Annotated in this window: 28 protein-coding genes and 1 pseudogene; 21 read left to right on the top strand and 8 right to left on the bottom strand. The window is 52.6% G+C overall.

Going from position 1 to position 24,516, the window contains the following annotated elements; genetic code table 11:
- Nucleotides 1-53: 53 nt before the first annotated feature.
- From tcyJ to LDB27_RS08805, 5 genes are all read right to left on the bottom strand, one after another.
- On the bottom strand, nucleotides 54-854 hold the full coding sequence (tcyJ, locus tag LDB27_RS08825; protein ID WP_000761631.1) for a cystine ABC transporter substrate-binding protein: 801 nt from the start codon (nucleotides 852-854) through the stop codon (nucleotides 54-56).
- Between the two features lie 146 nt (nucleotides 855-1,000).
- The gene (fliZ, locus tag LDB27_RS08820) at nucleotides 1,001-1,552 is read right to left on the bottom strand and encodes a flagella biosynthesis regulatory protein FliZ (RefSeq protein ID WP_000218080.1); all 552 of its coding nucleotides are present in this window, start codon (nucleotides 1,550-1,552) and stop codon (nucleotides 1,001-1,003) included.
- 58 nt (nucleotides 1,553-1,610) lie between these two features.
- Entirely contained in the window at nucleotides 1,611-2,330 is a 720-nt protein-coding gene (locus LDB27_RS08815; RefSeq protein WP_001087453.1) for an RNA polymerase sigma factor FliA, read from the bottom strand.
- Between the two features lie 196 nt (nucleotides 2,331-2,526).
- The gene (fliB, locus tag LDB27_RS08810) at nucleotides 2,527-3,732 is read right to left on the bottom strand and encodes a flagellin lysine-N-methylase (protein WP_000659227.1); all 1,206 of its coding nucleotides are present in this window, start codon (nucleotides 3,730-3,732) and stop codon (nucleotides 2,527-2,529) included.
- Between the two features lie 78 nt (nucleotides 3,733-3,810).
- Nucleotides 3,811-5,331, bottom strand: coding sequence for a FliC/FljB family flagellin (locus tag LDB27_RS08805; protein WP_000079785.1), 1,521 nt, complete (start codon nucleotides 5,329-5,331; stop codon nucleotides 3,811-3,813).
- A gap of 256 nt (nucleotides 5,332-5,587) precedes the next feature.
- On the opposite strand from LDB27_RS08805, the gene fliD reads away from it, so the two are divergent.
- The 4 genes and pseudogenes from fliD (at nucleotide 5,588) to amyA (ending at nucleotide 9,338) form a co-directional block, all read left to right on the top strand.
- Nucleotides 5,588-6,991 (top strand): flagellar filament capping protein FliD, encoded by a 1,404-nt coding sequence (gene fliD / locus LDB27_RS08800; protein ID WP_000146808.1) that lies wholly within the window; start codon nucleotides 5,588-5,590, stop codon nucleotides 6,989-6,991.
- 14 nt (nucleotides 6,992-7,005) lie between these two features.
- Nucleotides 7,006-7,413 (top strand): flagellar export chaperone FliS, encoded by a 408-nt coding sequence (gene fliS / locus LDB27_RS08795; RefSeq protein ID WP_000287764.1) that lies wholly within the window; start codon nucleotides 7,006-7,008, stop codon nucleotides 7,411-7,413.
- Entirely contained in the window at nucleotides 7,413-7,781 is a 369-nt protein-coding gene (fliT, locus tag LDB27_RS08790) for a flagella biosynthesis regulatory protein FliT (protein ID WP_000204899.1), read from the top strand. Before fliS ends, fliT begins: the two co-directional genes overlap by 1 nt.
- A gap of 71 nt (nucleotides 7,782-7,852) precedes the next feature.
- Nucleotides 7,853-9,338: pseudogene (gene amyA, locus LDB27_RS08785) on the top strand (alpha-amylase).
- Between the two features lie 39 nt (nucleotides 9,339-9,377).
- Here amyA and yedD read toward each other — a convergent pair.
- Nucleotides 9,378-9,791, bottom strand: a complete 414-nt coding sequence (gene yedD, locus LDB27_RS08780; RefSeq protein WP_000754694.1) for a lipoprotein YedD — start codon at nucleotides 9,789-9,791, stop codon at nucleotides 9,378-9,380.
- A gap of 185 nt (nucleotides 9,792-9,976) precedes the next feature.
- Here yedD and yedE point away from each other — a divergent pair, with 185 nt between their 5' ends.
- From yedE to LDB27_RS08765, 3 genes are all read left to right on the top strand, one after another.
- Nucleotides 9,977-11,182: a selenium metabolism membrane protein YedE/FdhT gene (yedE, locus tag LDB27_RS08775; RefSeq protein ID WP_001531105.1), complete on the top strand. Its 1,206-nt coding sequence runs from the start codon at nucleotides 9,977-9,979 to the stop codon at nucleotides 11,180-11,182.
- Nucleotides 11,179-11,412, top strand: coding sequence for a sulfurtransferase-like selenium metabolism protein YedF (gene yedF / locus LDB27_RS08770; protein WP_000790504.1), 234 nt, complete (start codon nucleotides 11,179-11,181; stop codon nucleotides 11,410-11,412). The genes yedE and yedF overlap by 4 nt, the downstream gene beginning before the upstream one ends.
- Before the next feature lie 265 nt (nucleotides 11,413-11,677).
- Nucleotides 11,678-12,064, top strand: a complete 387-nt coding sequence (locus LDB27_RS08765) for a hypothetical protein (protein WP_000639595.1) — start codon at nucleotides 11,678-11,680, stop codon at nucleotides 12,062-12,064.
- A gap of 119 nt (nucleotides 12,065-12,183) precedes the next feature.
- Here the strand turns inward: LDB27_RS08765 and fliE are convergent, their stop codons facing one another.
- Nucleotides 12,184-12,498, bottom strand: a complete 315-nt coding sequence (gene fliE / locus LDB27_RS08760) for a flagellar hook-basal body complex protein FliE (RefSeq protein WP_000719037.1) — start codon at nucleotides 12,496-12,498, stop codon at nucleotides 12,184-12,186.
- 216 nt (nucleotides 12,499-12,714) lie between these two features.
- On the opposite strand from fliE, the gene fliF reads away from it, so the two are divergent.
- From fliF to rcsA, 14 genes are all read left to right on the top strand, one after another.
- Nucleotides 12,715-14,397, top strand: coding sequence for a flagellar basal-body MS-ring/collar protein FliF (gene fliF, locus LDB27_RS08755; protein ID WP_001276832.1), 1,683 nt, complete (start codon nucleotides 12,715-12,717; stop codon nucleotides 14,395-14,397).
- Nucleotides 14,390-15,385: a flagellar motor switch protein FliG gene (gene fliG, locus LDB27_RS08750; RefSeq protein ID WP_000067735.1), complete on the top strand. Its 996-nt coding sequence runs from the start codon at nucleotides 14,390-14,392 to the stop codon at nucleotides 15,383-15,385. The genes fliF and fliG overlap by 8 nt, the downstream gene beginning before the upstream one ends.
- Nucleotides 15,378-16,085, top strand: a complete 708-nt coding sequence (gene fliH, locus LDB27_RS08745) for a flagellar assembly protein FliH (RefSeq protein ID WP_000064158.1) — start codon at nucleotides 15,378-15,380, stop codon at nucleotides 16,083-16,085. The genes fliG and fliH overlap by 8 nt, the downstream gene beginning before the upstream one ends.
- On the top strand, nucleotides 16,085-17,455 hold the full coding sequence (fliI, locus tag LDB27_RS08740) for a flagellar protein export ATPase FliI (RefSeq protein WP_000213257.1): 1,371 nt from the start codon (nucleotides 16,085-16,087) through the stop codon (nucleotides 17,453-17,455). The genes fliH and fliI overlap by 1 nt, the downstream gene beginning before the upstream one ends.
- Before the next feature lie 21 nt (nucleotides 17,456-17,476).
- Nucleotides 17,477-17,920 carry a flagellar export protein FliJ gene (fliJ, locus tag LDB27_RS08735; RefSeq protein WP_000046981.1) on the top strand — a complete coding sequence of 148 codons (444 nt, stop codon included), beginning with the start codon at nucleotides 17,477-17,479 and terminating at the stop codon, nucleotides 17,918-17,920.
- A complete protein-coding gene (gene fliK, locus LDB27_RS08730) occupies nucleotides 17,917-19,140 on the top strand; it encodes a flagellar hook length control protein FliK (RefSeq protein WP_000631679.1) in 1,224 nt (407 codons plus the stop codon). The genes fliJ and fliK overlap by 4 nt, the downstream gene beginning before the upstream one ends.
- A 104-nt stretch (nucleotides 19,141-19,244) precedes the next feature.
- The gene (gene fliL, locus LDB27_RS08725) at nucleotides 19,245-19,712 is read left to right on the top strand and encodes a flagellar basal body-associated protein FliL (protein WP_000132169.1); all 468 of its coding nucleotides are present in this window, start codon (nucleotides 19,245-19,247) and stop codon (nucleotides 19,710-19,712) included.
- Between the two features lie 4 nt (nucleotides 19,713-19,716).
- Nucleotides 19,717-20,721, top strand: coding sequence for a flagellar motor switch protein FliM (gene fliM, locus LDB27_RS08720; protein WP_000502811.1), 1,005 nt, complete (start codon nucleotides 19,717-19,719; stop codon nucleotides 20,719-20,721).
- Entirely contained in the window at nucleotides 20,718-21,131 is a 414-nt protein-coding gene (gene fliN, locus LDB27_RS08715) for a flagellar motor switch protein FliN (RefSeq protein ID WP_001282111.1), read from the top strand. The genes fliM and fliN overlap by 4 nt, the downstream gene beginning before the upstream one ends.
- On the top strand, nucleotides 21,131-21,508 hold the full coding sequence (fliO, locus tag LDB27_RS08710) for a flagellar biosynthetic protein FliO (RefSeq protein WP_000978276.1): 378 nt from the start codon (nucleotides 21,131-21,133) through the stop codon (nucleotides 21,506-21,508). The genes fliN and fliO overlap by 1 nt, the downstream gene beginning before the upstream one ends.
- On the top strand, nucleotides 21,508-22,245 hold the full coding sequence (fliP, locus tag LDB27_RS08705) for a flagellar type III secretion system pore protein FliP (RefSeq protein WP_001253411.1): 738 nt from the start codon (nucleotides 21,508-21,510) through the stop codon (nucleotides 22,243-22,245). The genes fliO and fliP overlap by 1 nt, the downstream gene beginning before the upstream one ends.
- A gap of 9 nt (nucleotides 22,246-22,254) precedes the next feature.
- The gene (fliQ, locus tag LDB27_RS08700) at nucleotides 22,255-22,524 is read left to right on the top strand and encodes a flagellar biosynthesis protein FliQ (RefSeq protein ID WP_000187355.1); all 270 of its coding nucleotides are present in this window, start codon (nucleotides 22,255-22,257) and stop codon (nucleotides 22,522-22,524) included.
- Nucleotides 22,525-22,532: 8 nt separating this feature from the next.
- Nucleotides 22,533-23,327, top strand: coding sequence for a flagellar biosynthetic protein FliR (gene fliR, locus LDB27_RS08695; RefSeq protein ID WP_000616953.1), 795 nt, complete (start codon nucleotides 22,533-22,535; stop codon nucleotides 23,325-23,327).
- A 281-nt stretch (nucleotides 23,328-23,608) separates the two neighbouring features.
- Entirely contained in the window at nucleotides 23,609-24,232 is a 624-nt protein-coding gene (rcsA, locus tag LDB27_RS08690) for a transcriptional regulator RcsA (protein WP_000103978.1), read from the top strand.
- Between the two features lie 38 nt (nucleotides 24,233-24,270).
- Here rcsA and dsrB read toward each other — a convergent pair whose 3' ends face one another.
- On the bottom strand, nucleotides 24,271-24,465 hold the full coding sequence (gene dsrB, locus LDB27_RS08685; protein ID WP_000867218.1) for a protein DsrB: 195 nt from the start codon (nucleotides 24,463-24,465) through the stop codon (nucleotides 24,271-24,273).
- Nucleotides 24,466-24,516 lie beyond the last annotated feature (51 nt).

Below are 24,516 nucleotides of genomic sequence, written 5' to 3'. Positions count from 1 at the left end.
GTATGAGGTTGATATTGCCCGGCGGCGCACTGCCTGCCGGGCAACGTAGAACATTATTGGGTCACGTCAGCGCCAAACCATTTTTCAGAGAGCGCTTTTAAGGTGCCATCTTTTTGCATTTCCGCAATGGCGTTATCTACCGCCTTCAGCAAGTCTTCGTTGCCTTTACGTAACGCAACGCCGGACTCCTGACGCGAAAACGCATCACCGGTGACGGCCAGCGTACCTTTGGTTTTTTTCACCAGATCCAGCGCCGCCAGACGATCGACTAAAATCGCGTCAATACGGCCTACGCGCAGATCCTGGTATTTTGTAGGATCATCGTCATAAGTACGGATATCCACACCCTGAACATGTTGACGTAGCCACTCTTCATAGTTAGTCCCCAGCCCAACGCCAACTTTTTTGCCCTGCAGATCGGCCGCCGTTTTGATCGTGCCTTCATTGCCTTTTTTCACCAGCGCCTGAACGCCGGAGATAGTGTAAGGCGTAGAGAAATCATATTTTTTCTTGCGGACGTCTGAAATCGTGACCTGGTTTATCACTACATCAATGCGTTTAGCGTCCAGCGACGCCAGTATTCCGTCCCATTTGGTCGGCTTCAGCGACGCTTTAACGCCCAGATGTTTTGCCAACGCCTCGGCGAAATCGACTTCAAAACCGGTTAATTTGCCGTCTTCGCCCTGAAAGCTAAACGGCGGATAGGTACCTTCCAGCCCTACCAGCAGCGTGCCGCGTTCTTTAACTTTGTTCAGCAAACCCTCATCGGCAAAGCTCTTCGCGCTCATTCCCGCCACCAGCGCTACAGCCATTACTCCCATCAGTGCCTGACGTCCCAGCAGTGCTAATTTCATAGTAACCCCGAATATTGCCGTTAATGACCATAGACTGTGTCCCGCCATGGCGCATCGTCACGTCTCGCGAACCTTTGGGGGACTCAGCCTAATGTAGAAGGTTTGCCACGTTTCACCAACACGACTCTGCTACATCTTATGCTTTTTTAATATATATCAGAACTGGCGGTAAAGGGGGATTTCTGTCTGGGCGCAATCTGCTGATGCGCTTTATATTGCTGGTATTTACGCAGTGCGATACGGTAATTATTGGTGCTGGTTTCCGGCAACCATGGCGCCAGGCTTTCATCGAGAAAACCGTCCTGCAGCAGATCGTGGGAAATGTTTTGCTCGCTGAGGTAATTGCCAAGACGTCGTAAACGCACGACATATTCCCGCACCGTGCCATGGCTCATCTCGGTTTGTTCAAACAAATACTGCTTGAAACCGATAATATCGAAAAAATCACTCTGCTTTTTGCAGTGCAAATCGCCGCAAAAGCGACACAGCGCCACCCACTCCTTCTGCTCCCGCTGCCAGGCAGCGTCGTCAAGTAGCATATCCAGCTGTGAAATAGCGATTTTATTAACGATCTTGCCACGGCGAACCAGCGTAATGCGGTCGAGCAGTTTGTGACAATGCGCGCAATGCGTCTGGCTGTGTTTAAAGTCTTTAAGATAGCGGCTCAAGGGCCGCCTTTTAGGTTGCTGCACCGTCATGAGAACTCCTGGTAGTCTATACGTTGTGCGGCACTTTTCGGGTGCGACCATGCGCGACCTATAACTTACCCAGTTTGGTGCGTAATCGTTTGATGGCCTGACTATGCAACTGGCTGACCCGCGATTCGCCGACTTCCAGTACCGCGCCAATCTCTTTGAGATTGAGCTCTTCCTGGTAATACAGCGTTAACACCAGTTGCTCGCGTTCCGGCAGCGATTCAATCGCATCCATTACCCGCTGTCGCAGGTCGCCCTCCAGCAGTTGATGTAACGGGTTTTCCTGTTGATGTTCTTCAGTCACCAGTTCGATGCTATCGCCATGCTCTTCCCGCCACTCATCGTAAGAGAAAAGTTGGCTGTTGTTGGTATCGAGCAACATCTGACGATACTCCGCAACAGGGATGCCAAGACGTTCCGCCACTTCGGTTTCCGTCGCATTACGCCCCAGTTCCTGCTCCAGTTGTCCCATCGCCTGCGCCACTTCGCGGGCATTACGCCGGACGCTACGCGGCACCCAATCGCGGCTGCGTAATTCATCCAGCATCGCCCCACGAATACGCTGCACTGCGTAAGTGGTAAATGCCGTTCCTTGCAAAGCGTCATATCGGTCGACCGCATTTAATAACCCGATGCCGCCCGCTTGTAGCAGATCGTCCAGTTCCACGCTCGCCGGCAATCGCACCTGCAGGCGCAATGCTTCGTGACGCACCAGCGGTACATAACGCTGCCACAGCGAGTGTTTATCCATTACACCTTCAGCGGTATACAGTGAATTCACGATAAACAGCCCTGCGTTAAATGAGTTATCGGCATGATTATCCGTTTCTACAGAGGGTTCTATCGAAGGAATAAGGCTATAAAAGAAGGGTTATTTCACTTATGTAACCTGTAGCGCCTTTTTAGCGGCTCAAAGAGCAGAATAAAATCAGCCAGATAGGATAAACGGGATGCGCAAAAGCCCACCCCGAACAAAACTATGTCAGAAGATGAATCATCGACAGATCGTCGCCAGTACGCACCTTTTCTATATGGCGATGAAAATTCGCCGCCACCTCGCTGTTATGCTGGCTGCGGGAGTGAAAACTATACACAATATTGGTAACGTCATCCCACTCAAGCCGCCCGCGCTCATACACGCTGGCTGCCGTTAATAGCTTAATAAACGCATATTCCGCCACGATAATATACAGCGCGCGTAACGGGTCGACATTCGGCTGGTTGGGGAAATTATTTTCCCAAATTTTATAGAGAATTAAATTTCTGAAAGCCCAGTTCTTCTGCTGCTCATCCGCCTGTAAACAGCGCGCTAATGAGGACTCAATATCGCTAACCTTCTGCTCCATTGAAACGCCCTCTTCCGCCGTCAGCACCCGCAGAAGACACTGGATATAGTGATCGAGGATAACACTGCCACGACTAAGCGGGAGCGAGCGGAAATAGTCCTGCATCTGCAATACCAGCGAGGTTTTTACCTTGCTGTCCGGCGCGATATTCATTAACTCCTGCGCCAGCACGCCGGTCTGCAACTGTTCAAGTAACGCGGCATACACCTGTTCCAGTTCGCCCAGCGCGGCATCATCTATTTTGGCAAATTTCTGCGTATACATGACAAATTTAATCAACGCATAGAGCGCGGCTTCCGTACTGCTGTTGGCATGGTTGATCAGACTCAGGCAAAACAGATTGAGTAACTTTTGCTGCGCTGGGAATAACGGCGCAGTATTGAATGTCTGCTGAATGATAGTTTTTTCGCCGAGCGCCATCGCGTCAGGATCGTTTAAAATGCGGGACGTCACCTCCGGGCAGGCAAGACTCAGGGAGTTACGTACCTCATTTTTATAGGTATGGTGCGCCCGCGGGAAAGAGGAACAGGTATGACTTAATGCCTTTGCGCCTAACGTTTTTTGTACCCGGCACAGACGGTCCTCATCCAGATAGGGACAATTCCCCAGCGCCGAAGGCAGCTTAATTTCGCCCCAGTGGCTGTTGTTCTTTTTCAGCAGAATAATATTATCTTGCGCGATGGTACGAATCGTCGCGTCTTTACTGGCGAGATACTTTTTAACCGTCGTCTTATCCAGCGTGATTTTCCAGCCCTTACAACAGTGGTCGCGGCAGGCCGAGCCAGAACAGGAAAAGCGGGTGACAAAGGCAGGTTCAGTGACGGTGATTTCTTTCATTACACAGGCTCCGGAATTAAAAAAGGCAGCTTTCGCTGCCTTGATTGTGTACCACGTGTCGGTGAATCAATCGCCGGATTAACGCAGTAAAGAGAGGACGTTTTGCGGAACCTGGTTCGCCTGCGCCAGAACGGAAGTACCAGCCTGCTGCAGAATCTGCGCGCGAGACATGTTGGAGACTTCGGTCGCGTAGTCGGAATCTTCGATACGGCTACGGGCAGAAGACAGGTTATTTACGGTATTGCCCAGGTTGGTGATAGCGGAGTTGAAACGGTTCTGTACCGCACCCAGGTCAGAACGAAGTGTATCAACCTGTGCCAAGGCAGCATCAATTTTCTGCAGTGGGTTTTCAGTCTTATCTGTATTAACCTCTTTAAGCTCACCGCCTGTTCTGAAGTTATGTTTGTCAAGGTCGCTTGCTAAGTAAGTTTTACCATCGGTAGCAGTAACAACTTCAGATTTACCATTTGCGCCACCAAATTTCACAGCTCCAGTTTGAGCAACGCCAGCACCATCTGTATAAGTGGTTGTTTTAGCAGTAATTGTACCTGTTTTCTCATCATATGTAGCGGCATAGAAATCGTCGCCCATTTTCACTGCATAGCCACCATCAATAACCTTACCGTTTTTATCCTCAAACGATAGTTTTACAAGGCTAGTATTGTCCTTATCGGCACCAGTAACCCCTGCAGCAGCAAGTTGAGCCGCAACTGTGGTCGTATCAACACCCTCTTTTGTTACTTCAGCAATTTGGTTGTGGGTTATAGTGGCCGTTCCCCGAATAGCTGTAGCTTCCGCAGTTGCTAACGGAGTTTTATCAGTCGTATCAATATTAACTTTCTTTGTAGTTTCATCATAAGTGGCTTTATAAACACCAGCAGAAGCACCGCCTTTAACATCTAAATAGTATTGACCATCTTTAAATTTGATATCAGCCCCAGTAACCCCCGTTGCACCACCGCCAATTGCAGTTTCGATATCAGTATTGCTCTGGGCTGTAACAGTATCTGTACCATTTTTATAGGTAGTTTTATCAACGGTTACAGCAGTTTCTTTCGGGGTGTAGGCATCTTGGACATTAAGCTTATCAAGTCCCAGTGTTTTAGAGCTAATTTCTTTTAAATCAATATCAATAGTTTCACCGTCGTTGGCACCAACCTGGATGGTCAGGGTGTTGTCCTGCGCCAGGACTTTCACGCCGTTGAACTGAGTCTGACCGGATACACGGTCGATTTCGTTCAGACGCTGGGTGATTTCAGCCTGGATAGAGTCAAGGTCAGACTGGGAGTTAGTACCGTTAGCAGACTGAACCGCCAGTTCACGCACACGCTGCAGGTTGTTGTTGATTTCGTTCAGCGCTCCTTCAGTGGTCTGCGCAATAGAAATACCGTCGTTAGCGTTACGGGAAGCCTGAGTCAGACCTTTGATGTTCGCGGTAAAACGGTTAGCAATCGCCTGACCTGCCGCATCGTCTTTCGCGCTGTTGATACGCAGACCGGAAGACAGACGCTCGATAGCGGTGCCCAGAGCGGACTGGGATTTGTTCAGGTTATTCTGGGTCAACAGCGACAGGCTGTTTGTATTAATGACTTGTGCCATGATCTTTTCCTTATCAATTACAACTTGATGTTATTGGGCTGTTGCCCACGGTTTCTCACCGTAACCCTTGTATCGGCACCTGAATTTCGAACTTTAGAAAATTTTTCACTTCCCCCGATCTTTTTCTTAGGCGGCGAAATAGCCGCTTTATGCATCATTATTCCGCGCATTATTTTTGCAAAATTATCATTAAACTTTGCCTCCAGATTGCCGATAACGCGCTTAACTACTGTTTGCAATCAAAAAGGAAGAAGGCATGGCTTCAATTTCATCATTAGGTGTGGGATCAAACTTACCGTTAGACCAGTTGTTGACAGACCTGACAAAGAACGAAAAAGGACGCTTAACGCCAATTACCAAACAGCAGAGCGCGAATTCGGCAAAGCTAACCGCCTATGGCACATTGAAAAGCGCATTAGAAAAATTCCAGACGGCAAATACCGCGTTAAATAAAGCGGATTTATTTAAGTCTACCGTGGCGTCCAGCACGACGGAGGATCTCAAAGTCAGTACTACCGCTGGCGCTGCCGCAGGGACTTATAAGATTAGCGTAACCCAGCTTGCCGCCGCACAGTCGCTGGCGACAAAAACCACCTTCGCAACCACCAAAGAGCAGTTGGGCGATACGTCGGTCACGTCCCGAACGATTAAAATTGAACAGCCGGGACGTAAAGAGCCGCTGGAAATTAAGCTGGATAAAGGCGACACCTCCATGGAGGCGATCCGTGACGCCATCAATGACGCCGACAGCGGTATCGCCGCCAGTATCGTTAAGGTCAAAGAGAACGAATTCCAGTTGGTGCTTACCGCCAATAGCGGTACTGACAATACGATGAAGATCACGGTGGAAGGCGATACAAAACTTAACGATCTACTCGCTTATGACAGCACCACCAATACCGGCAATATGCAAGAGCTGGTGAAAGCAGAAAACGCGAAGCTGAACGTAAACGGCATCGACATTGAGCGTCAGAGCAATACCGTAACCGACGCCCCTCAGGGGCTTACGCTCACCCTGACGAAGAAAGTGACCGACGCGACCGTGACGGTAACGAAAGATGATACCAAGGCGAAAGAGGCGATTAAATCCTGGGTGGATGCCTATAACTCGCTGGTGGATACCTTTAGCTCGTTAACCAAATATACCGCCGTTGAGCCGGGCGAAGAAGCCAGCGATAAAAACGGCGCGCTGTTAGGCGATAGTGTGGTTCGTACTATCCAGACCGGGATTCGGGCACAATTTGCCAATAGCGGCAGTAATTCTGCGTTCAAAACAATGGCGGAAATTGGCATCACCCAGGATGGGACTTCCGGCAAACTGAAGATTGATGATGATAAGCTGACCAAAGTACTGAAAGATAACACAGCCGCAGCGCGTGAGCTGTTGGTAGGCGATGGTAAAGAAACGGGGATCACCACCAAAATTGCCACCGAAGTGAAAAGTTATCTGGCGGATGACGGCATTATTGATAATGCGCAGGACAACGTTAACGCCACGCTGAAAAGCCTGACAAAACAGTACCTGTCCGTTAGCAACAGCATCGATGAAACCGTTGCCCGTTACAAGGCCCAGTTTACCCAACTGGATACCATGATGAGTAAACTGAATAACACCAGTAGTTATTTGACCCAGCAATTTACAGCTATGAACAAGTCCTGATAACAGAGGTCACCATGTACACCGCGAGCGGTATCAAAGCTTATGCGCAAGTCAGCGTGGAAAGCGCCGTGATGAGCGCCAGCCCGCATCAGTTGATTGAAATGTTGTTTGATGGCGCGAATAGCGCTCTGGTGCGCGCTCGCCTGTTTTTAGAACAAGGCGATGTTGTCGCGAAAGGTGAAGCGTTAAGCAAAGCCATTAATATTATCGATAACGGGCTGAAAGCCGGCCTCGATCAGGAAAAAGGCGGTGAGATTGCGACGAATCTTTCCGAGCTATACGACTATATGATTCGCCGTTTACTGCAGGCTAATTTGCGTAACGACGCTCAGGCCATCGAAGAAGTGGAAGGGTTACTCAGCAATATTGCAGAAGCCTGGAAACAGATTTCACCGAAAGCATCTTTCCAGGAGTCTCGTTAATGACCTCAACCGTGGAGTTTATCAACCGTTGGCAGCGTATTGCGCTGCTCAGTCAATCGCTGCTTGAACTTGCGCAGCGAGGTGAATGGGATCTCTTATTGCAACAAGAGGTCTCCTATCTGCAAAGTATTGAAACGGTGATGGAAAAGCAAACTCCACCGGGCATTACGCGAAGTATTCAGGATATGGTCGCCGGATACATCAAACAAACGCTGGATAATGAGCAGCTCCTGAAAGGGCTGCTGCAACAGCGACTGGATGAACTCAGTAGTTTGATCGGACAATCCACCCGCCAAAAATCACTCAACAACGCTTATGGGCGTCTTTCCGGTATGTTACTCGTGCCAGATGCGCCTGGCGCCTCATAATATTTTCCCGTCTCGTATGAAAATTCTTCCATACTCCAGAGGTCGGCTAAACGACTTCTGGAGCACGGAAGATGAAAAACCCCACGTTATTGCAGTACTTCCACTGGTATTATCCCGACGGCGGTAAACTCTGGCCTGAGCTGGCGGAACGTGCTGATGGGCTGAATGATATCGGTATCAATATGGTCTGGCTACCGCCCGCCTGTAAAGGCGCCTCCGGCGGCTATTCCGTAGGCTATGATAGCTACGACCTGTTTGACCTCGGCGAATTTGACCAAAAAGGAACTATCGCGACAAAGTACGGCGATAAACGCCAGTTACTGACGGCGATAGACGCGCTCAAAAAAAATAATATTGCGGTGCTGCTCGACGTCGTCGTGAATCACAAAATGGGGGGCAGACGAAAAAGAACGTATTCGCGTTCAGCGCGTGAATCAGGATGACCGCACGCAAATCGATGACAACATCATTGAATGCGAAGGCTGGACGCGCTACACCTTCCCTGCCCGCGCGGGCCAGTATTCCAACTTTATTTGGGACTATCACTGTTTCAGCGGCATTGATCACATCGAGAATCCCGACGAAGACGGCATTTTTAAGATCGTCAATGACTATACCGGCGATGGCTGGAACGATCAGGTTGATGATGAGATGGGTAATTTCGACTATCTGATGGGTGAAAATATCGATTTTCGCAATCACGCGGTTACGGAAGAGATTAAATATTGGGCTCGTTGGGTCATGGAACAAACCCACTGTGACGGCTTTCGCCTGGACGCGGTAAAACATATACCCGCCTGGTTTTATAAAGAATGGATTGAGCATGTACAGGCGGTTGCACCAAAACCGCTGTTTATTGTCGCAGAATACTGGTCGCATGAAGTAGATAAACTGCAAACGTACATCGATCAGGTCGACGGGAAAACCATGCTGTTCGACGCGCCGTTGCAGATGAAATTTCACGAGGCCTCGCGCCAGGGCGCGGAGTATGACATGCGCCACATTTTCACCGGCACGCTGGTAGAAGCCGACCCTTTTCATGCGGTGACGCTGGTCGCTAACCACGATACACAACCGTTACAGGCGCTGGAAGCGCCTGTAGAACCCTGGTTCAAACCATTGGCCTATGCGCTGATCCTGCTGCGTGAAAACGGCGTGCCGTCGGTGTTTTATCCCGATTTATACGGCGCCAGCTATGAGGATAGCGGCGAAAATGGCGAGACCTGTCGGGTCGACATGCCGGTGATTAACCAACTGGATCGGCTGATCCTCGCTCGTCAGCGTTTTGCGCACGGTATACAAACTCTCTTTTTCGATCATCCTAACTGTATCGCCTTTAGTCGCAGCGGTACTGAAGAGAATCCAGGCTGTGTGGTCATACTTTCCAATGGCGACGACGGTGAAAAAACCCTCCTGCTCGGCGACAATTACGCTAACAAGACCTGGCGTGATTTTCTGGGAAACCGCAGTGAGCATGTTGTAACTAATGATCAAGGCGAAGCGACGTTCTTCTGCAACGCAGGCAGCGTCAGCGTGTGGGTCATTGAGGACGTGTGATGAGCGTTCCCGGCGGCAGAGCGCTGCCGGGAAGCGAAATTACGGCAGCGGCGTCGGCAGCGGCGTTTTTTCTAACGCGGCGGCACACTCCGGCGTCGGACGAGCGACCCGTTGCAGCGTCATGCCATCATATTCCAGGGTATTCCCGTCGCGCTCAATTTCATAGAGCTCACGCTTAACCGTAACATTGGTTAAGTCATCGGAGAGCATGGTCAGCTTGCCCGGCAGAGCAATAACGCGCTGCCACTGGCGGCAGTCCAGCGTATCGCCTTCTTTAGTCACTACCAGGCTGGCGATAGCTTCAGGGCTCACCAGCTTACGTTGTGGGCCTTTTGACTGCCAGTACCCTTCCAGACCGGCCGGCGCGGGCGTTTTCACCACATCATTATAGTTTTCCACCTCGGCGCATCCGGCCAGAACCAGCAATGCGCCAACGATCGCTACTTTTTTCATCATTCATCCTGCATCAGAAGAAAGAGGAATTGTGGCATTAAAGCCCTGACGCCGCCAGCCTTTCCAGGCGCTGACCGCAATTTGATCCAGTCGGTATTACCGCTTATTAGGTGTAGGCAAATTCTGTGATCGGTGTAGTATGCGCACTTCTTGTTTCACACCTTCTGAGTTCAGAGGCTAAACACATGTCATGGCAACACTTCAAGCAAACCTGGTTAATTAAATTCTGGGCGCCGGCCCCTGCGGTGATCGCAGCCGGTATTCTCTCTACCTACTATTTTGGCATCACCGGCACGTTCTGGGCCGTGACGGGCGAATTTACCCGCTGGGGCGGGCAAATTTTGCAGCTTTTTGGCGTTCATGCCGAACAGTGGGGCTACTACAAGCTGATTCATCTGGAAGGTACGCCGCTGACGCGTATCGACGGCATGATGATCCTCGGCATGTTCGGCGGCTGTTTCGCCGCGGCGCTGTGGGCCAACAACGTAAAACTGCGTATGCCGCGCAGCCGAATCCGTATCGTACAGGCGGTGGTCGGAGGCATGATCGCTGGCTTCGGCGCGCGTCTGGCGATGGGGTGTAACCTGGCCGCCTTTTTTACCGGGATCCCGCAGTTCTCCCTACACGCGTGGTTCTTTGCGCTGGCGACCGCTATCGGCTCCTGGTTCGGCGCCCGCTTTACGTTGCTGCCGATATTTCGCATACCGGTGAAAATGCAGAAGGTCTCCGCGGCTTCACCACTGACGCAGAAACCGGATCAGGCAAGACGGCGTTTCAGGCTCGGTATGCTGGTCTTTATCGGCATGATTGGCTGGGCGTTATTAACGGCAATGCATCAGCCGAAACTGGGGCTGGCGATGCTGTTCGGCGTCGGGTTTGGGCTACTGATCGAGCGCGCGCAAATCTGCTTTACCTCGGCCTTTCGCGATCTGTGGATCTCCGGACGCGCCCATATGGCGAAAGCGATTATTTTCGGCATGGCGGTCAGCGCCATTGGTATTTTCAGCTACGTGCAGTTGGGCGTTGCACCTAAAATTATGTGGGCTGGCCCGAATGCGGTCATTGGCGGACTGCTGTTCGGTTTTGGCATCGTGCTGGCGGGCGGCTGCGAAACCGGCTGGATGTACCGCGCCGTAGAAGGCCAGGTGCATTACTGGTGGGTGGGCCTCGGCAATGTCATCGGTTCGACCATCCTGGCTTACTACTGGGATGATTTCGCGCCCGCGCTGGCGACCAGTTGGGATAAAGTTAACCTGCTGAATACCTTTGGTCCGCTGGGCGGTCTGCTGGTCACCTACCTGTTATTATTTGCCGCGCTGATGTTAATTATCGGCTGGGAAAAACGTTTTTTCCGCCGTGCGGGGCTGACGCCTGCTAAGGAATCTGTATGAAAAATATCGTCCCTGATTACCGTCTGGATATGGTTGGCGAACCTTGTCCGTACCCGGCGGTCGCCACTCTGGAAGCGATGCCGCAGCTAAAAAAAGGGGAGATCCTGGAGGTGGTGAGCGACTGTCCGCAGTCCATTAATAATATTCCACTGGATGCGCGCAATCACGGCTATACGGTGCTGGATATCCAGCAGGATGGCCCGACAATTCGTTATCTGATTCAAAAATAAACGCATACTCCCGCTGTACGTTACGGCGGGAGACCTTTTTACGGCATAACCGGCAAAAATCTACAACGCATAAAAGAAATCAGACAAGGTCGTCTTGTGCGCCGTGGCATAAATCTATTATATAACGTATACCGTTTTAATTTTGTCTGAGCCGATGAAAAATCCAGGGTTATTTTAAGCAAAACATAAAACAATTATTATTTTCCCTCTACGTCATAAAAGACTATCAGGTATTTATATTTTTACTCACTGACATTATCAGGTGATGATTTATTTATGCACAGCAGAAGCCAAAAAAATGATAAAATTTATTTTCATCTCCATTATTGGAGTCGTCTGTCTTGCCGCTGCCCGTTACTCACCCGTCACAGTGGTCAATGCACATCCGAGCGCCATTGCCCGCTGTCTCGCTGATAATCTGTCCCCGTATGGGTATATACTGGATCTCCATGAAACAGATATTCCAGGCATTAATAAAGAATTTACCGTGTATTATCGCAACGGCGCATATATTGCAGGAACATTCTGGATTGCAAACTCAATGACAATAGCGTCAGAACGAATAGTAGGAATGAATGGCGTCAGTAAACAGGCGTACCCTATTTTTAATAAGTCCCTGCAACAATGTGCAACCCGCTTATCAATAAAATGAGCGCGCCTCGCAAAAACAAGCCCACATAATCACGCACTGGTTGCATGGGCGTCGCGTCCCCCGCCGCTGACGTAGGTAAGCGCCCGGGAGTTCGCTGCGGATGTGTTGTCAGCTCTGGCTTAAACCTGCATGGACATGACTTCCTGATACGCGGCGACCAGCTTGTTGCGCACCTGAATCCCCATTTGCATGGAGACGGACGCTTTTTGCATATCGGCCATTACATCATTAAGCGCAATGCCCGGCTCACCCAGAGTGAATTTTTCTGCCTGAACGCGCGCCGCCGTTTGTCTGTCGCTAATACGATCCAGCGCAGCATGTAGCTGGCCGGCAAAACTCACCGTCGACTGCGAGTGCGTGTCTTGCCCGCGCGCGGCCATCGCCGTCGCCTGTAACTGGCTAATAACCCCTTCAATCCCCTGTATTGCTGCCATGCTATTCCCCTGGATGATTTTTTACGCAGCAGAGATTACCAGTTTGTCAATAAGATAAAGGCGTTAAATAACGATAAAAAACCTCGGTTTTTAGCGCATAGAAAAATTCGAAACCACAAATAATGAGACCGTCAATTTTTCGAGTTTGCTGACCCGGGAGTGAGTCTTGTTCCACTTTGCAAAAAACGCCGTCCACGATCAGTCACGAGGTGCGAGATGAGTGCGACTGCATCGACTGCAACCCAACCTAAACCTCTCGAGTGGCTTAATCGCCTACGCGCGAATCCCCGAATTCCGTTAATTGTAGCGGGTTCCGCTGCCGTGGCGATCGTCGTTGCGATGGTGCTGTGGGCCAAAACGCCCGATTACCGCACGCTATTTAGCAACCTTTCCGATCAGGACGGCGGCGCGATCGTCGCGCAGTTGACCCAGATGAATATCCCCTATCGCTTTGCCAATGGCAGCGGCGCGATTGAAGTGCCCGCCGACAAAGTGCATGAACTGCGTCTGCGTCTGGCGCAGCAGGGGCTGCCTAAAGGCGGCGCGGTAGGCTTTGAACTGCTTGATCAGGAAAAATTCGGTATCAGTCAGTTCAGCGAGCAGGTGAATTATCAGCGCGCGCTGGAAGGTGAACTGGCCCGGACGATCGAGACGCTGGGTCCGGTAAAAAGCGCCCGTGTTCACCTGGCGATGCCAAAGCCGTCGCTATTTGTGCGGGAACAAAAATCCCCTTCCGCCTCCGTCACCGTCACACTGGAACCGGGACGGGCGCTGGATGAAGGACAAATTAGCGCCGTGGTACATCTGGTTTCCAGCGCTGTCGCCGGTTTGCCGCCAGGAAACGTCACTCTGGTCGATCAATCCGGTCATCTGCTCACGCAATCCAATACCAGCGGTCGCGACCTTAATGACGCGCAATTAAAATTTGCTAATGATGTGGAAAGCCGCATCCAACGCCGTATCGAAGCCATTCTGTCGCCTATCGTCGGGAACGGTAATGTTCACGCTCAGGTAACCGCCCAGTTGGATTTTGCCAATAAAGAACAGACGGAAGAGCACTACAGCCCGAACGGCGATGCGTCGAAGGCCACCCTGCGTTCACGTCAGTTGAATATTAGCGAACAGGTAGGCGCGGGCTATCCCGGCGGCGTGCCTGGCGCGCTGTCGAACCAACCAGCGCCGCCTAACGAGGCGCCGATCGCCACGCCGCCGACCAATCAACAAAACGCGCAGAATACGCCACAAACCAGCACCAGTACTAACAGTAACAGCGCTGGCCCGCGCAATACACAGCGTAATGAAACCAGTAACTACGAAGTGGACCGCACCATTCGTCACACCAAAATGAATGTGGGCGATATTGAGCGTCTCTCCGTGGCCGTCGTGGTGAATTACAAAACGCTGGCGGACGGCAAACCGCTGCCATTGACCGCCGATCAGATGAAACAGATCGAGGATTTAACCCGTGAAGCGATGGGTTTTTCTGATAAACGCGGCGATACGCTAAACGTGGTGAATTCACCGTTTAGCGCAGTGGATAACACCGGCGGCGAACTGCCCTTCTGGCAACAGCAGTCCTTTATCGATCAGTTGCTCGCGGCAGGTCGCTGGTTGCTGGTACTGGTGGTGGCCTGGATTCTGTGGCGCAAAGCGGTACGTCCGCAGTTGACGCGCCGTGTTGAAGAAGCGAAAGCGGCGCAGGAACAGGCGCAGGTTCGTCAGGAAACCGAAGAAGCCGTGGAAGTACGCCTTAGCAAAGACGAGCAGCTCCAGCAACGCCGGGCTAACCAGCGTCTGGGCGCTGAGGTGATGAGCCAGCGTATTCGCGAAATGTCAGACAACGATCCGCGCGTGGTGGCGCTGGTCATTCGCCAGTGGATGAGTAACGATCATGAGTAATCTTAGCGGTACCGATAAAAGCGTCATTTTGTTGATGACCATTGGCGAAGACCGGGCGGCAGAGGTGTTTAAACACCTCTCCACCCGCGAAGTGCAGGCGCTAAGTACGGCGATGGCTAACGTGCGTCAGATCTCCAACAAACAACTGACGGACGTACTATCAGAGTTTGAGCAAGAAGCGGAGCAGTTCGCCGCGCTGAATATTAACGCCAACGAATACCTGCGCTCCGTACTGGTTAAAGCGCTGGGCGAAGAACGCGCCTCCAGCCTGCTGGAAGATATTCTGGAAACGCGCGATACCACCAGCGGTATCGAAACGCTCAACTTTATGGAACCGCAGAGCGCCGCCGACCTGATTCGCGACGAACACCCGCAGATTATCGCCACCATTCTGGTCCACCTCAAACGCAGTCAGGCCGCCGATATTCTGGCGCTGTTTGACGAGCGTCTGCGTCATGATGTGATGCTGCGTATCGCGACATTTGGCGGCGTACAGCCGGCGGCGCTGGCGGAGTTGACCGAAGTGCTGAATGGCCTGCTCGACGGTCAGAACCTGAAACGCAGCAAAATGGGCGGCGTAAGAACCGCGGCGGAAATTATCAACCTGATGAAAACGCAGCAGGAAGAAGCGGTTATTACCGCTGTGCGCGAATTCGACGGCGAACTGGCGCAGAAAATCATCGACGAGATGTTCCTGTTCGAAAATCTGGTGGATGTGGACGATCGCAGTATCCAGCGTCTGCTGCAGGAAGTGGATTCCGAATCGCTGCTGATCGCTCTGAAAGGCGCCGAACCGCCATTACGCGAGAAGTTCCTGCGCAATATGTCCCAGCGCGCCGCCGATATCCTGCGCGACGACCTTGCCAACCGTGGCCCGGTTCGTCTGTCTCAGGTGGAAAACGAGCAGAAAGCAATTCTGCTTATTGTGCGTCGTCTGGCGGAAACCGGCGAAATGGTGATTGGCAGCGGCGAGGATACCTATGTCTAATGAATTGCCGTGGCAAGTCTGGACCCCCGACGATCTCGCCCCGCCGCCGGAGACGTTTGTGCCGGTTGAGGCTGATAACGTGACCTTGACAGACGATACGCCGGAGCCCGAACTCACTGCCGAACAGCAGCTGGAGCAGGAGCTGGCGCAGCTAAAAATACAGGCCCATGAACAAGGTTATAATGCCGGGCTGGCGGAGGGACGGCAAAAAGGACACGCGCAGGGATATCAGGAAGGGTTAGCGCAGGGGCTGGAGCAAGGACAAGCCCAGGCGCAGACGCAGCAGGCGCCGATTCATGCCCGTATGCAGCAGTTAGTGAGCGAGTTTCAGAACACGCTTGACGCGCTCGATAGCGTTATCGCCTCACGGCTGATGCAAATGGCCCTGGAGGCCGCACGTCAGGTCATCGGCCAAACGCCGGCGGTGGACAATTCGGCGCTGATTAAACAGATCCAACAACTGTTGCAGCAAGAGCCGCTCTTTAGCGGCAAGCCGCAGTTGCGCGTGCATCCGGACGACTTACAGCGGGTGGAAGAGATGCTGGGCGCCACGCTCAGTCTTCACGGATGGCGGTTGCGCGGCGATCCAACGTTGCATCACGGCGGATGTAAAGTCTCCGCCGATGAGGGCGATCTGGACGCCAGCGTCGCTACTCGCTGGCAAGAGTTGTGTCGCCTGGCGGCGCCGGGAGTGCTCTGATGACCACGCGTCTGACCCGCTGGCTTACCGCGCTCGACAACTTTGAAGCAAAAATGGCGTTATTGCCGGCGGTGCGTCGTTATGGACGTTTAACCCGCGCCACTGGCCTGGTACTGGAGGCCACCGGTCTCCAGCTTCCGCTGGGCGCCACCTGCATTATTGAGCGCCAGGACGGCCCTGAAACCAAAGAGGTGGAATCGGAAGTCGTCGGTTTTAACGGCCAGCGTCTGTTTTTAATGCCGCTGGAAGAGGTCGAAGGCATTCTGCCCGGTGCCCGCGTTTACGCCCGTAACGGGCATGGCGACGGTCTGCAAAGCGGCAAACAGCTACCGCTCGGCCCGGCCTTGCTTGGTCGGGTGCTGGATGGCGGCGGTAAACCGCTCGACGGACTGCCTGCGCCGGATACGCTGGAAACTGGCGCGTTAATCACGCCGCCGTTTAACCCGCTACAGCGAACGCCAATCGAACATGTGTTGGATACCGGCGTACGCGCTATCAACGCGTTGTTAACCGTAGGGCGCGGTCAGCGTATGGGACTCTTTGCCGGTTCCGGCGTCGGTAAGTCGGTTCTGCTTGGCATGATGGCGCGCTACACGCGGGCGGACGTGATTGTCGTGGGACTTATCGGCGAACGTGGCCGCGAAGTTAAAGATTTTATCGAAAATATTCTCGGCCCCGACGGTCGCGCGCGTTCGGTGGTGATTGCCGCCCCGGCGGATGTCTCGCCGCTGCTGCGAATGCAGGGCGCCGCCTATGCCACCCGCATCGCCGAAGACTTTCGCGATCGCGGACAGCATGTGTTGCTGATTATGGATTCGCTGACGCGCTATGCGATGGCACAGCGTGAAATTGCGCTGGCAATCGGCGAACCACCAGCCACCAAAGGTTATCCGCCCTCGGTGTTCGCAAAGCTGCCGGCGCTGGTCGAGCGTGCCGGTAATGGTATCCATGGCGGCGGCTCTATCACCGCGTTTTATACCGTGTTGACCGAGGGGGACGACCAACAAGATCCCATTGCCGACTCGGCACGCGCAATCCTCGACGGGCACATTGTCTTGTCCCGCCGTCTGGCGGAGGCCGGGCACTATCCGGCCATTGATATCGAGGCGTCAATCAGCCGGGCGATGACCGCGCTCATTACCGAGCAGCACTATGCGCGGGTACGGCTATTTAAACAGTTGCTTTCCAGTTTCCAGCGTAACCGCGATCTGGTCAGCGTCGGCGCTTATGCCAAAGGTAGCGATCCGATGCTCGATAAAGCCATTACCTTATGGCCGCAACTGGAAGCGTTTTTACAGCAAGGCATTTTTGAACGGGCCGACTGGGAGGACTCTCTGCAGGCGCTCGATTTAATTTTCCCGACGGTGTGATAAAGCAGGAGGGCGACGATCATGGCACAACATGGCGCTCTGGAAACACTCAAAGATCTGGCCGAAAAAGAGGTAGATGACGCGGCGCGTTTACTGGGCGAAATGCGTCGCGGCTGCCAACAGGCGGAAGAACAGCTCAAAATGCTGATCGATTATCAGAATGAGTATCGCAGTAATTTGAACACCGATATGGGCAACGGCATCGCCAGTAATCGCTGGATCAACTATCAGCAGTTTATTCAGACACTGGAAAAGGCGATAGAGCAGCATCGCCTCCAGCTTACGCAGTGGACGCAAAAAGTCGACCTGGCGCTGAAGAGCTGGCGTGAGAAAAAGCAGCGACTTCAGGCCTGGCAAACCTTACAGGACCGACAAACCGCGGCAGCGCTGTTAGCTGAAAACCGCATGGATCAGAAAAAGATGGATGAATTTGCTCAGCGTGCAGCAATGAGGAAACCCGAATGATCACCCTGCCCCAACTGATCACCACCGATACCGACATGACCGCGGGTCTGACGTCAGGAAAAACCACCGGTTCAGCCGAGGACTTTCTGGCGCTCCTGGCGGGCGCGTTAGGCGCAGACGGCGCACAGGGCAAAGACGCCCGCATCACGCTGGCCGATTTACAGGCGGCAGGCGGCAAATTATCGAAAGAGTTACTGACCCAACATGGCGAGCCGGGCCAGGCGGTGAAGCTTGCCGACCTGCTGGCGCAAAAAGCGAATGCGACGGATGAAACGCTTACCGATCTGACACAAGCGCAGCATCTACTGTCTACGCTAACGCCATCGTTGAAAACCAGCGCTCTGGCCGCATTGAGTAAAACGGCGCAGCATGATGAGAAAACGCCCGCGCTGAGCGATGAGGATCTTGCCAGTCTGAGCGCCTTATTCGCCATGCTGCCCGGACAATCTGTCGCGACGCCTGTCGCCGGAGAGACGCCGGCTGAAAATCACATCGCCTTGCCGTCACTGTTGCGCGGCGACATGCCATCGGCGCCGCAGGAAGAGACACATACGCTCTCTTTTAGCGAGCATGAAAAAGGGAAAACCGAGGCGTCGCTTGCGCGCGCCAGCGACGATCGCGCCACGGGTCCAGCACTGACGCCGCTGGTGGTCGCTGCCGCCGCAACCAGCGCGAAAGTGGAGGTGGATAGCCCGTCCGCGCCAGTAACGCATGGCGCGGCAATGCCGACGCTCAGCAGCGCCACGGCGCAACCGCAACCGCTACCTGTCGCCTCAGCCCCGGTACTCAGCGCGCCGTTAGGCAGCCATGAATGGCAGCAAACGTTCAGTCAGCAGGTCATGTTATTTACGCGTCAGGGACAGCAAAGCGCGCAGCTTCGATTGCATCCGGAAGAGTTAGGTCAGGTGCATATTTCGCTCAAGCTGGATGACAATCAGGCGCAGCTCCAGATGGTATCGCCGCACAGCCATGTCCGCGCCGCGCTGGAAGCCGCCCTGCCCATGTTGCGCACTCAGTTGGCGGAAAGCGGCATTCAGTTGGGACAAAGCAGTATCAGTAGCGAAAGCTTTGCCGGACAGCAGCAGTCTTCGTCGCAACAGCAGTCTGCCCGCGCCCAACACACGGACGCGTTTGGCGCTGAAGATGACATAGCGTTAGCGGCGCCGGCCTCACTTCAGGCCGCCGCGCGCGGCAATGGCGCAGTGGATATCTTCGCCTAACGCCAGAGGTAGCATGATTATCCGCGTCTTTTCCACGCTTTGTCGTGGACAGGACACGGGATAATCAGCCAATAAGCAGTACCGAAACAGGAAGCCCGTATCAGATGACTGACTCCGCGATTAACAAAAAGAGCAAACGCTCGATTTGGATACCTTTGCTGGTGTTGATTACCCTCGCCGCCTGCGCGACCGCCGGTTATAGCTACTGGCGTATGCAGCAGCAACCGACCACGAACGCTAAAGCAGAACCGGCTCCGCCGCCTGCGCCGGTATTTTTTGCGCTGGATACGTTTACCGTCAATCTGGGCGATGCGGATCGCGTGTTGTATATCGGCGTGACCCTGCGTCTGAAAGACGAAGCGACGCGCGCGCGATTAAATGAATATCTGCCGGAAGTGCGCAGCCGTCTGCTGTTGTTGTTTTCCCGCCAGAATGCCGCCGAGCTCTCAACAGAAGCTGGCAAACAAAAACTGATTGCCGCCATTAAAGAGACGCTGGCCGCGCCGCTCGTTGCCGGACAACCAAAACAGGTCGTCACTGACGTGCTTTATACAGCTTTTATTCTGCGGTAACGATATGGGCGATAGTATTCTTTCTCAGGCTGAAATCGATGCGCTGTTGAACGGCGACAGCGACACCAAAGACGAACCCACTCCCGGTATCGCAAGCGATAGCGATATTCGCCCTTACGATCCCAATACCCAGCGTCGCGTCGTGCGTGAACGCTTGCAGGCGCTGGAGATTATTAACGAGCGTTTCGCACGCCAGTTCCGGATGGGATTATTTAACCTGCTGCGCCGCAGCCCGGATATTACCGTGGGCGCCATACGTATTCAGCCGTATCACGAATTTGCGCGTAACCTGCCGGTACCGACCAACCTGAACCTGATCCACCTGAAGCCGCTACGCGGTACCGGGCTGGTGGTGTTCTCGCCGAGTCTGGTGTTTATTGCCGTCGATAACCTGTTCGGCGGCGACGGCCGTTTTCCGACCAAAGTCGAGGGCCGCGAGTTTACCCATACGGAACAGCGTGTCATCAACCGTATGCTGAAACTGGCGCTGGAAGGCTATAGCGACGCATGGAAAGCCATTAATCCGCTGGAAGTGGAGTATGTACGTTCCGAAATGCAGGTGAAATTTACCAATATCACCACCTCGCCGAACGATATCGTCGTCAATACGCCGTTTCATGTGGAGATCGGCAATCTGACCGGTGAATTTAACATCTGTCTGCCATTTAGCATGATCGAGCCGCTGCGTGAGCTGCTGGTGAATCCGCCGCTGGAAAACTCGCGCCATGAAGATCAGAACTGGCGTGATAACCTGGTGCGCCAGGTTCAGCACTCTGAACTGGAGCTGGTAGCCAATTTTGCCGATATTCCGTTACGTCTTTCCCAGATTTTGAAGCTGAAACCCGGCGATGTACTGCCGATTGAAAAACCCGACCGCATTATTGCTCATGTGGACGGCGTTCCGGTACTCACCAGCCAATATGGCACTGTAAACGGACAGTATGCGCTACGCGTAGAACATTTGATCAACCCAATTTTGAATTCGCTGAATGAGGAACAGCCCAAATGAGTGACATGAATAATCCGTCCGATGAGAATACTGGCGCATTGGATGATCTGTGGGCTGACGCGTTAAACGAGCAAAAAGCGACCACCAATAAAAGCGCCGCCGACGCGGTTTTCCAACAGCTTGGCGGCGGCGATGTCAGCGGTGCTATGCAGGATATCGATCTGATTATGGATATCCCGGTCAAACTGACCGTAGAGCTGGGCCGCACGCGAATGACCATTAAAGAACTGCTGCGACTGACGCAGGGGTCGGTCGTCGCGCTGGACGGGCTGGCGGGCGAGCCGCTGGATATCCTGATTAATGGCTACCTGATTGCCCAGGGTGAAGTGGTCGTCGTGGCGGATAAATACGGCGTACGTATCACCGATATTATTACACCATCCGAGCGTATGCGTCGTTTGAGTCGTTAATGATGAAGACAGAGGCCACGGTTTCTCAGCCCACCGCGCCAGCCGGATCGCCGCTCATGCAGGTGAGCGGCGCATTAATTGGCATTATTGCGCTCATTCTGGCGGCGGCCTGGGTGATTAAGCGTATGGGATTCGCACCAAAAGGAAATAGCGTCCGGGGACTCAAGGTGTCAGCCAGCGCCTCGCTTGGCCCGCGCGAACGCGTGGTGATTGTCGAGGTCGAAAATGCGCGCCTGGTACTGGGCGTGACCGCCTCTCAGATCAACCTGCTGCACACCCTGCCGCCCGCGGAGAATGACACGGAAGCGCCCGTTGCCCCACCGGCGGATTTCCAGAACATGATGAAGAGCTTACTCAAGCGTTCCGGGAGATCCTGATGCGCCGTTTGTTATTCCTTTCTCTGGCGGGTCTGTGGCTTTTTAGTCCCGCCGCCGCTGCGCAACTGCCGGGGCTTATCAGCCAACCATTAGCGGGCGGAGGCCAAAGCTGGTCATTATCCGTCCAGACGCTGGTTTTCATCACCTCGCTGACGTTTCTGCCGGCGATTTTACTGATGATGACGAGCTTCACGCGTATCATCATTGTTTTTGGCCTGTTGCGTAACGCGCTGGGCACGCCCTCGGCACCGCCAAATCAGGTGTTACTCGGACTGGCGTTGTTTTTGACCTTTTTTATTATGTCGCCCGTCATTGACAAGATTTACGTGGATGCTTACCAGCCGTTTAGCGAGCAGAAAATTTCTATGCAGGAAGCGCTGGATAAAGGCGCGCAACCGTTACGCGCGTTCATGCTGCGCCAAACCCGCGAAGCCGATCTGGCGCTGTTTGCCCGTCTGGCCAATAGCGGTCCGTTACAGGGACCGGAAGCAGTACCGATGCGTATCCTCCTGCCCGCTTATGTCACCAGCGAATTAAAGACGGCGTTTCAGATCGGTTTTACGATTTTCATCCCTTTTTTGATTATCGACCTGGTGATCGCCAGCGTATTGATGGCGTTAGGGATGATGATGGTGCCGCCAGCGACAATCGCCCTGCCGTTTAAGCTGATGCTGTTTGTGCTGGTCGATGGTTGGCAATTGCTTGTGGGGTCGCTGGCCCAAAGCTTTTACAGTTAGAGGCGCAAAATGACTCCTGAATCCGTCATGATGATGGGCACCGAGGCGATGAAAGTCGCTCTCGCCCTGGCTGCGCCGCTGTTACTCGTCGCGCTGATTACCGGCCTCATTATCAGCATCTTGCAGGCCGCGACTCAGATTAATGAAATGACGCTGTCGTTTATCCCTAAAATCGTCGCGGTATTCATCGCAATTATCGTTGCCGGCCCGTGGATGCTCAACCTGCTGCTGGACTACGTACGCACTCTGTTCAGCAATTTACCTTATATCATCGGATAAACAGAACGATGATACAGGTTACAAGCGAGCAATGGCTATACTGGCTGCATCTCTATTTCTGGCCTTTGCTGCGCGTACTGGCGCTGATTTCAACGGCGCCAATTCTCAGCGAGCGCGCTATTCCCAAGCGGGTAAAACTGGGGTTGGGAATAATGATTACCCTTGTTATCGCGCCGTCGCTACCGGCAAACGATACGCCGCTTTTTTCTATTGCCGCCTTATGGCTGGCGATGCAACAAATTCTGATCGGTATTGCGCTGGGATTTACCATGCAATTCGCCTTTGCGGCGGTGCGTACCGCAGGTGAGTTTATCGGTCTGCAAATGGGGCTTTCCTTTGCCACCTTCGTCGACCCGGGCAGCCACCTGAATATGCCGGTTCTGGCGCGTATTATGGATATGCTCGCCATGCTACTGTTTCTCACCTTTAATGGCCATTTGTGGCTTATTTCGCTGCTGGTCGATACCTTCCATACTCTGCCCATCGGTAGTAACCCGGTGAACAGTAATGCATTTATGGCGCTCGCCAGGGCCGGAGGACTCATTTTCTTAAACGGACTGATGCTGGCATTGCCGGTCATTACCCTCCTGCTTACGCTCAACCTGGCGCTGGGGCTATTAAACCGCATGGCGCCGCAGCTCTCGATATTTGTTATCGGTTTCCCGCTTACCCTCACCGTCGGCATTATGCTGATGGCCGCGCTAATGCCATTAATTGCGCCGTTTTGCGAACATTTATTCAGCGAAATTTTCAATTTGCTTGCTGATATTGTTAGCGAGATGCCGATAAATAATAACCCATAATTTTTATCCTGTTTTACTAAGGTTTATCCGAAAATAAATTTTAAAAAACATTCACCAGGATATATCCGCTGCCCCTTATTTGTTTTTACTTCACTCACATAACGCAACATTCACTTTACTTTAAGATGATTCCTGGCAAATTATATGTAACTTTACGGGATAGTAAGTTCGCCTGAAAAACCGCGTAAGCGTTGTCTAAGGTGACTATTCGTGTTCCGTCTGATTATGGTGAGTTATTCAGGTAAGGGGAATTATCGTTACGCATTGAGTGAGGGTATGCCATGTCAACGATTATTATGGATTTATGCAGTTACACCCGGCTAGGGTTAAGCGGGTATCTGGTCAGCAGAGGGGTGAAAAGAAGGGAAATCAACGACATCGAAACCGTTGACGAACTCGCTATCGCTTGTGGCGCGCATCAGCCTTCGGTGGTGTTTATTAATGAGGACTGTTTCATCCATACGCCTTCAGACAGTCAACAAATAAAGCAAATCATTAATCAACATCCTGACACTTTATTTATTGTTTTTATGGCAATTGCTAATGTGCATTTTGATGAATATTTATTAGTAAGAAAAAACTTATTGATTAGCTCAAAATCGATTAAACCTGACTCGCTGGATACCATTCTTGGCGATATTCTGAAAAAAGAGTCGGGTATTTCAGGAACCATAAATTTACCAACATTATCGTTAAGTCGAACTGAATCCAGCATGTTGCGAATGTGGATGGAAGGTCAGGGAACCATTCAGATTTCTGACAGAATGAATATTAAAGCAAAAACAGTATCCTCCCATAAGGGGAATATAAAAAGAAAGATAAAAACGCATAATAAACAAGTTATCTATCATGTAGTACGGCTGACAGATAACGTCACTAACGGCATTTTTGTTAACATGCGCTGAGACATCCGGACTGGCAATGTACCTCCAGTCCGGCTCAATTAGTCCTGCTCCGCCTTCTCGACAAAAATACCATCCTGGTGACCTGACTCATTGAAGAACCAGATGCCGAGCGGGTAATCCTCCAGCGAAACCAGGTACATTGTGCCTTCACTAAATTCTTCCACTGCCAGTACCACGCCCGGTCGGCGGGGACCGCCGTCCGTTTTAACGGTTACCCGATCATTCACCTTCATCATTTTCCTCCTGTCGCTTTGTGCCAGTGTAGAACAATTTTCTGCGTCTGA

The organism is Salmonella sp. JXY0409-18 (assembly GCF_020268625.1).
Lineage (GTDB): Bacteria > Pseudomonadota > Gammaproteobacteria > Enterobacterales > Enterobacteriaceae > Salmonella > Salmonella enterica.
Note: the sequence above shows the minus strand (reverse complement) of the source record. Positions and strands in the feature narration are given on the sequence as shown.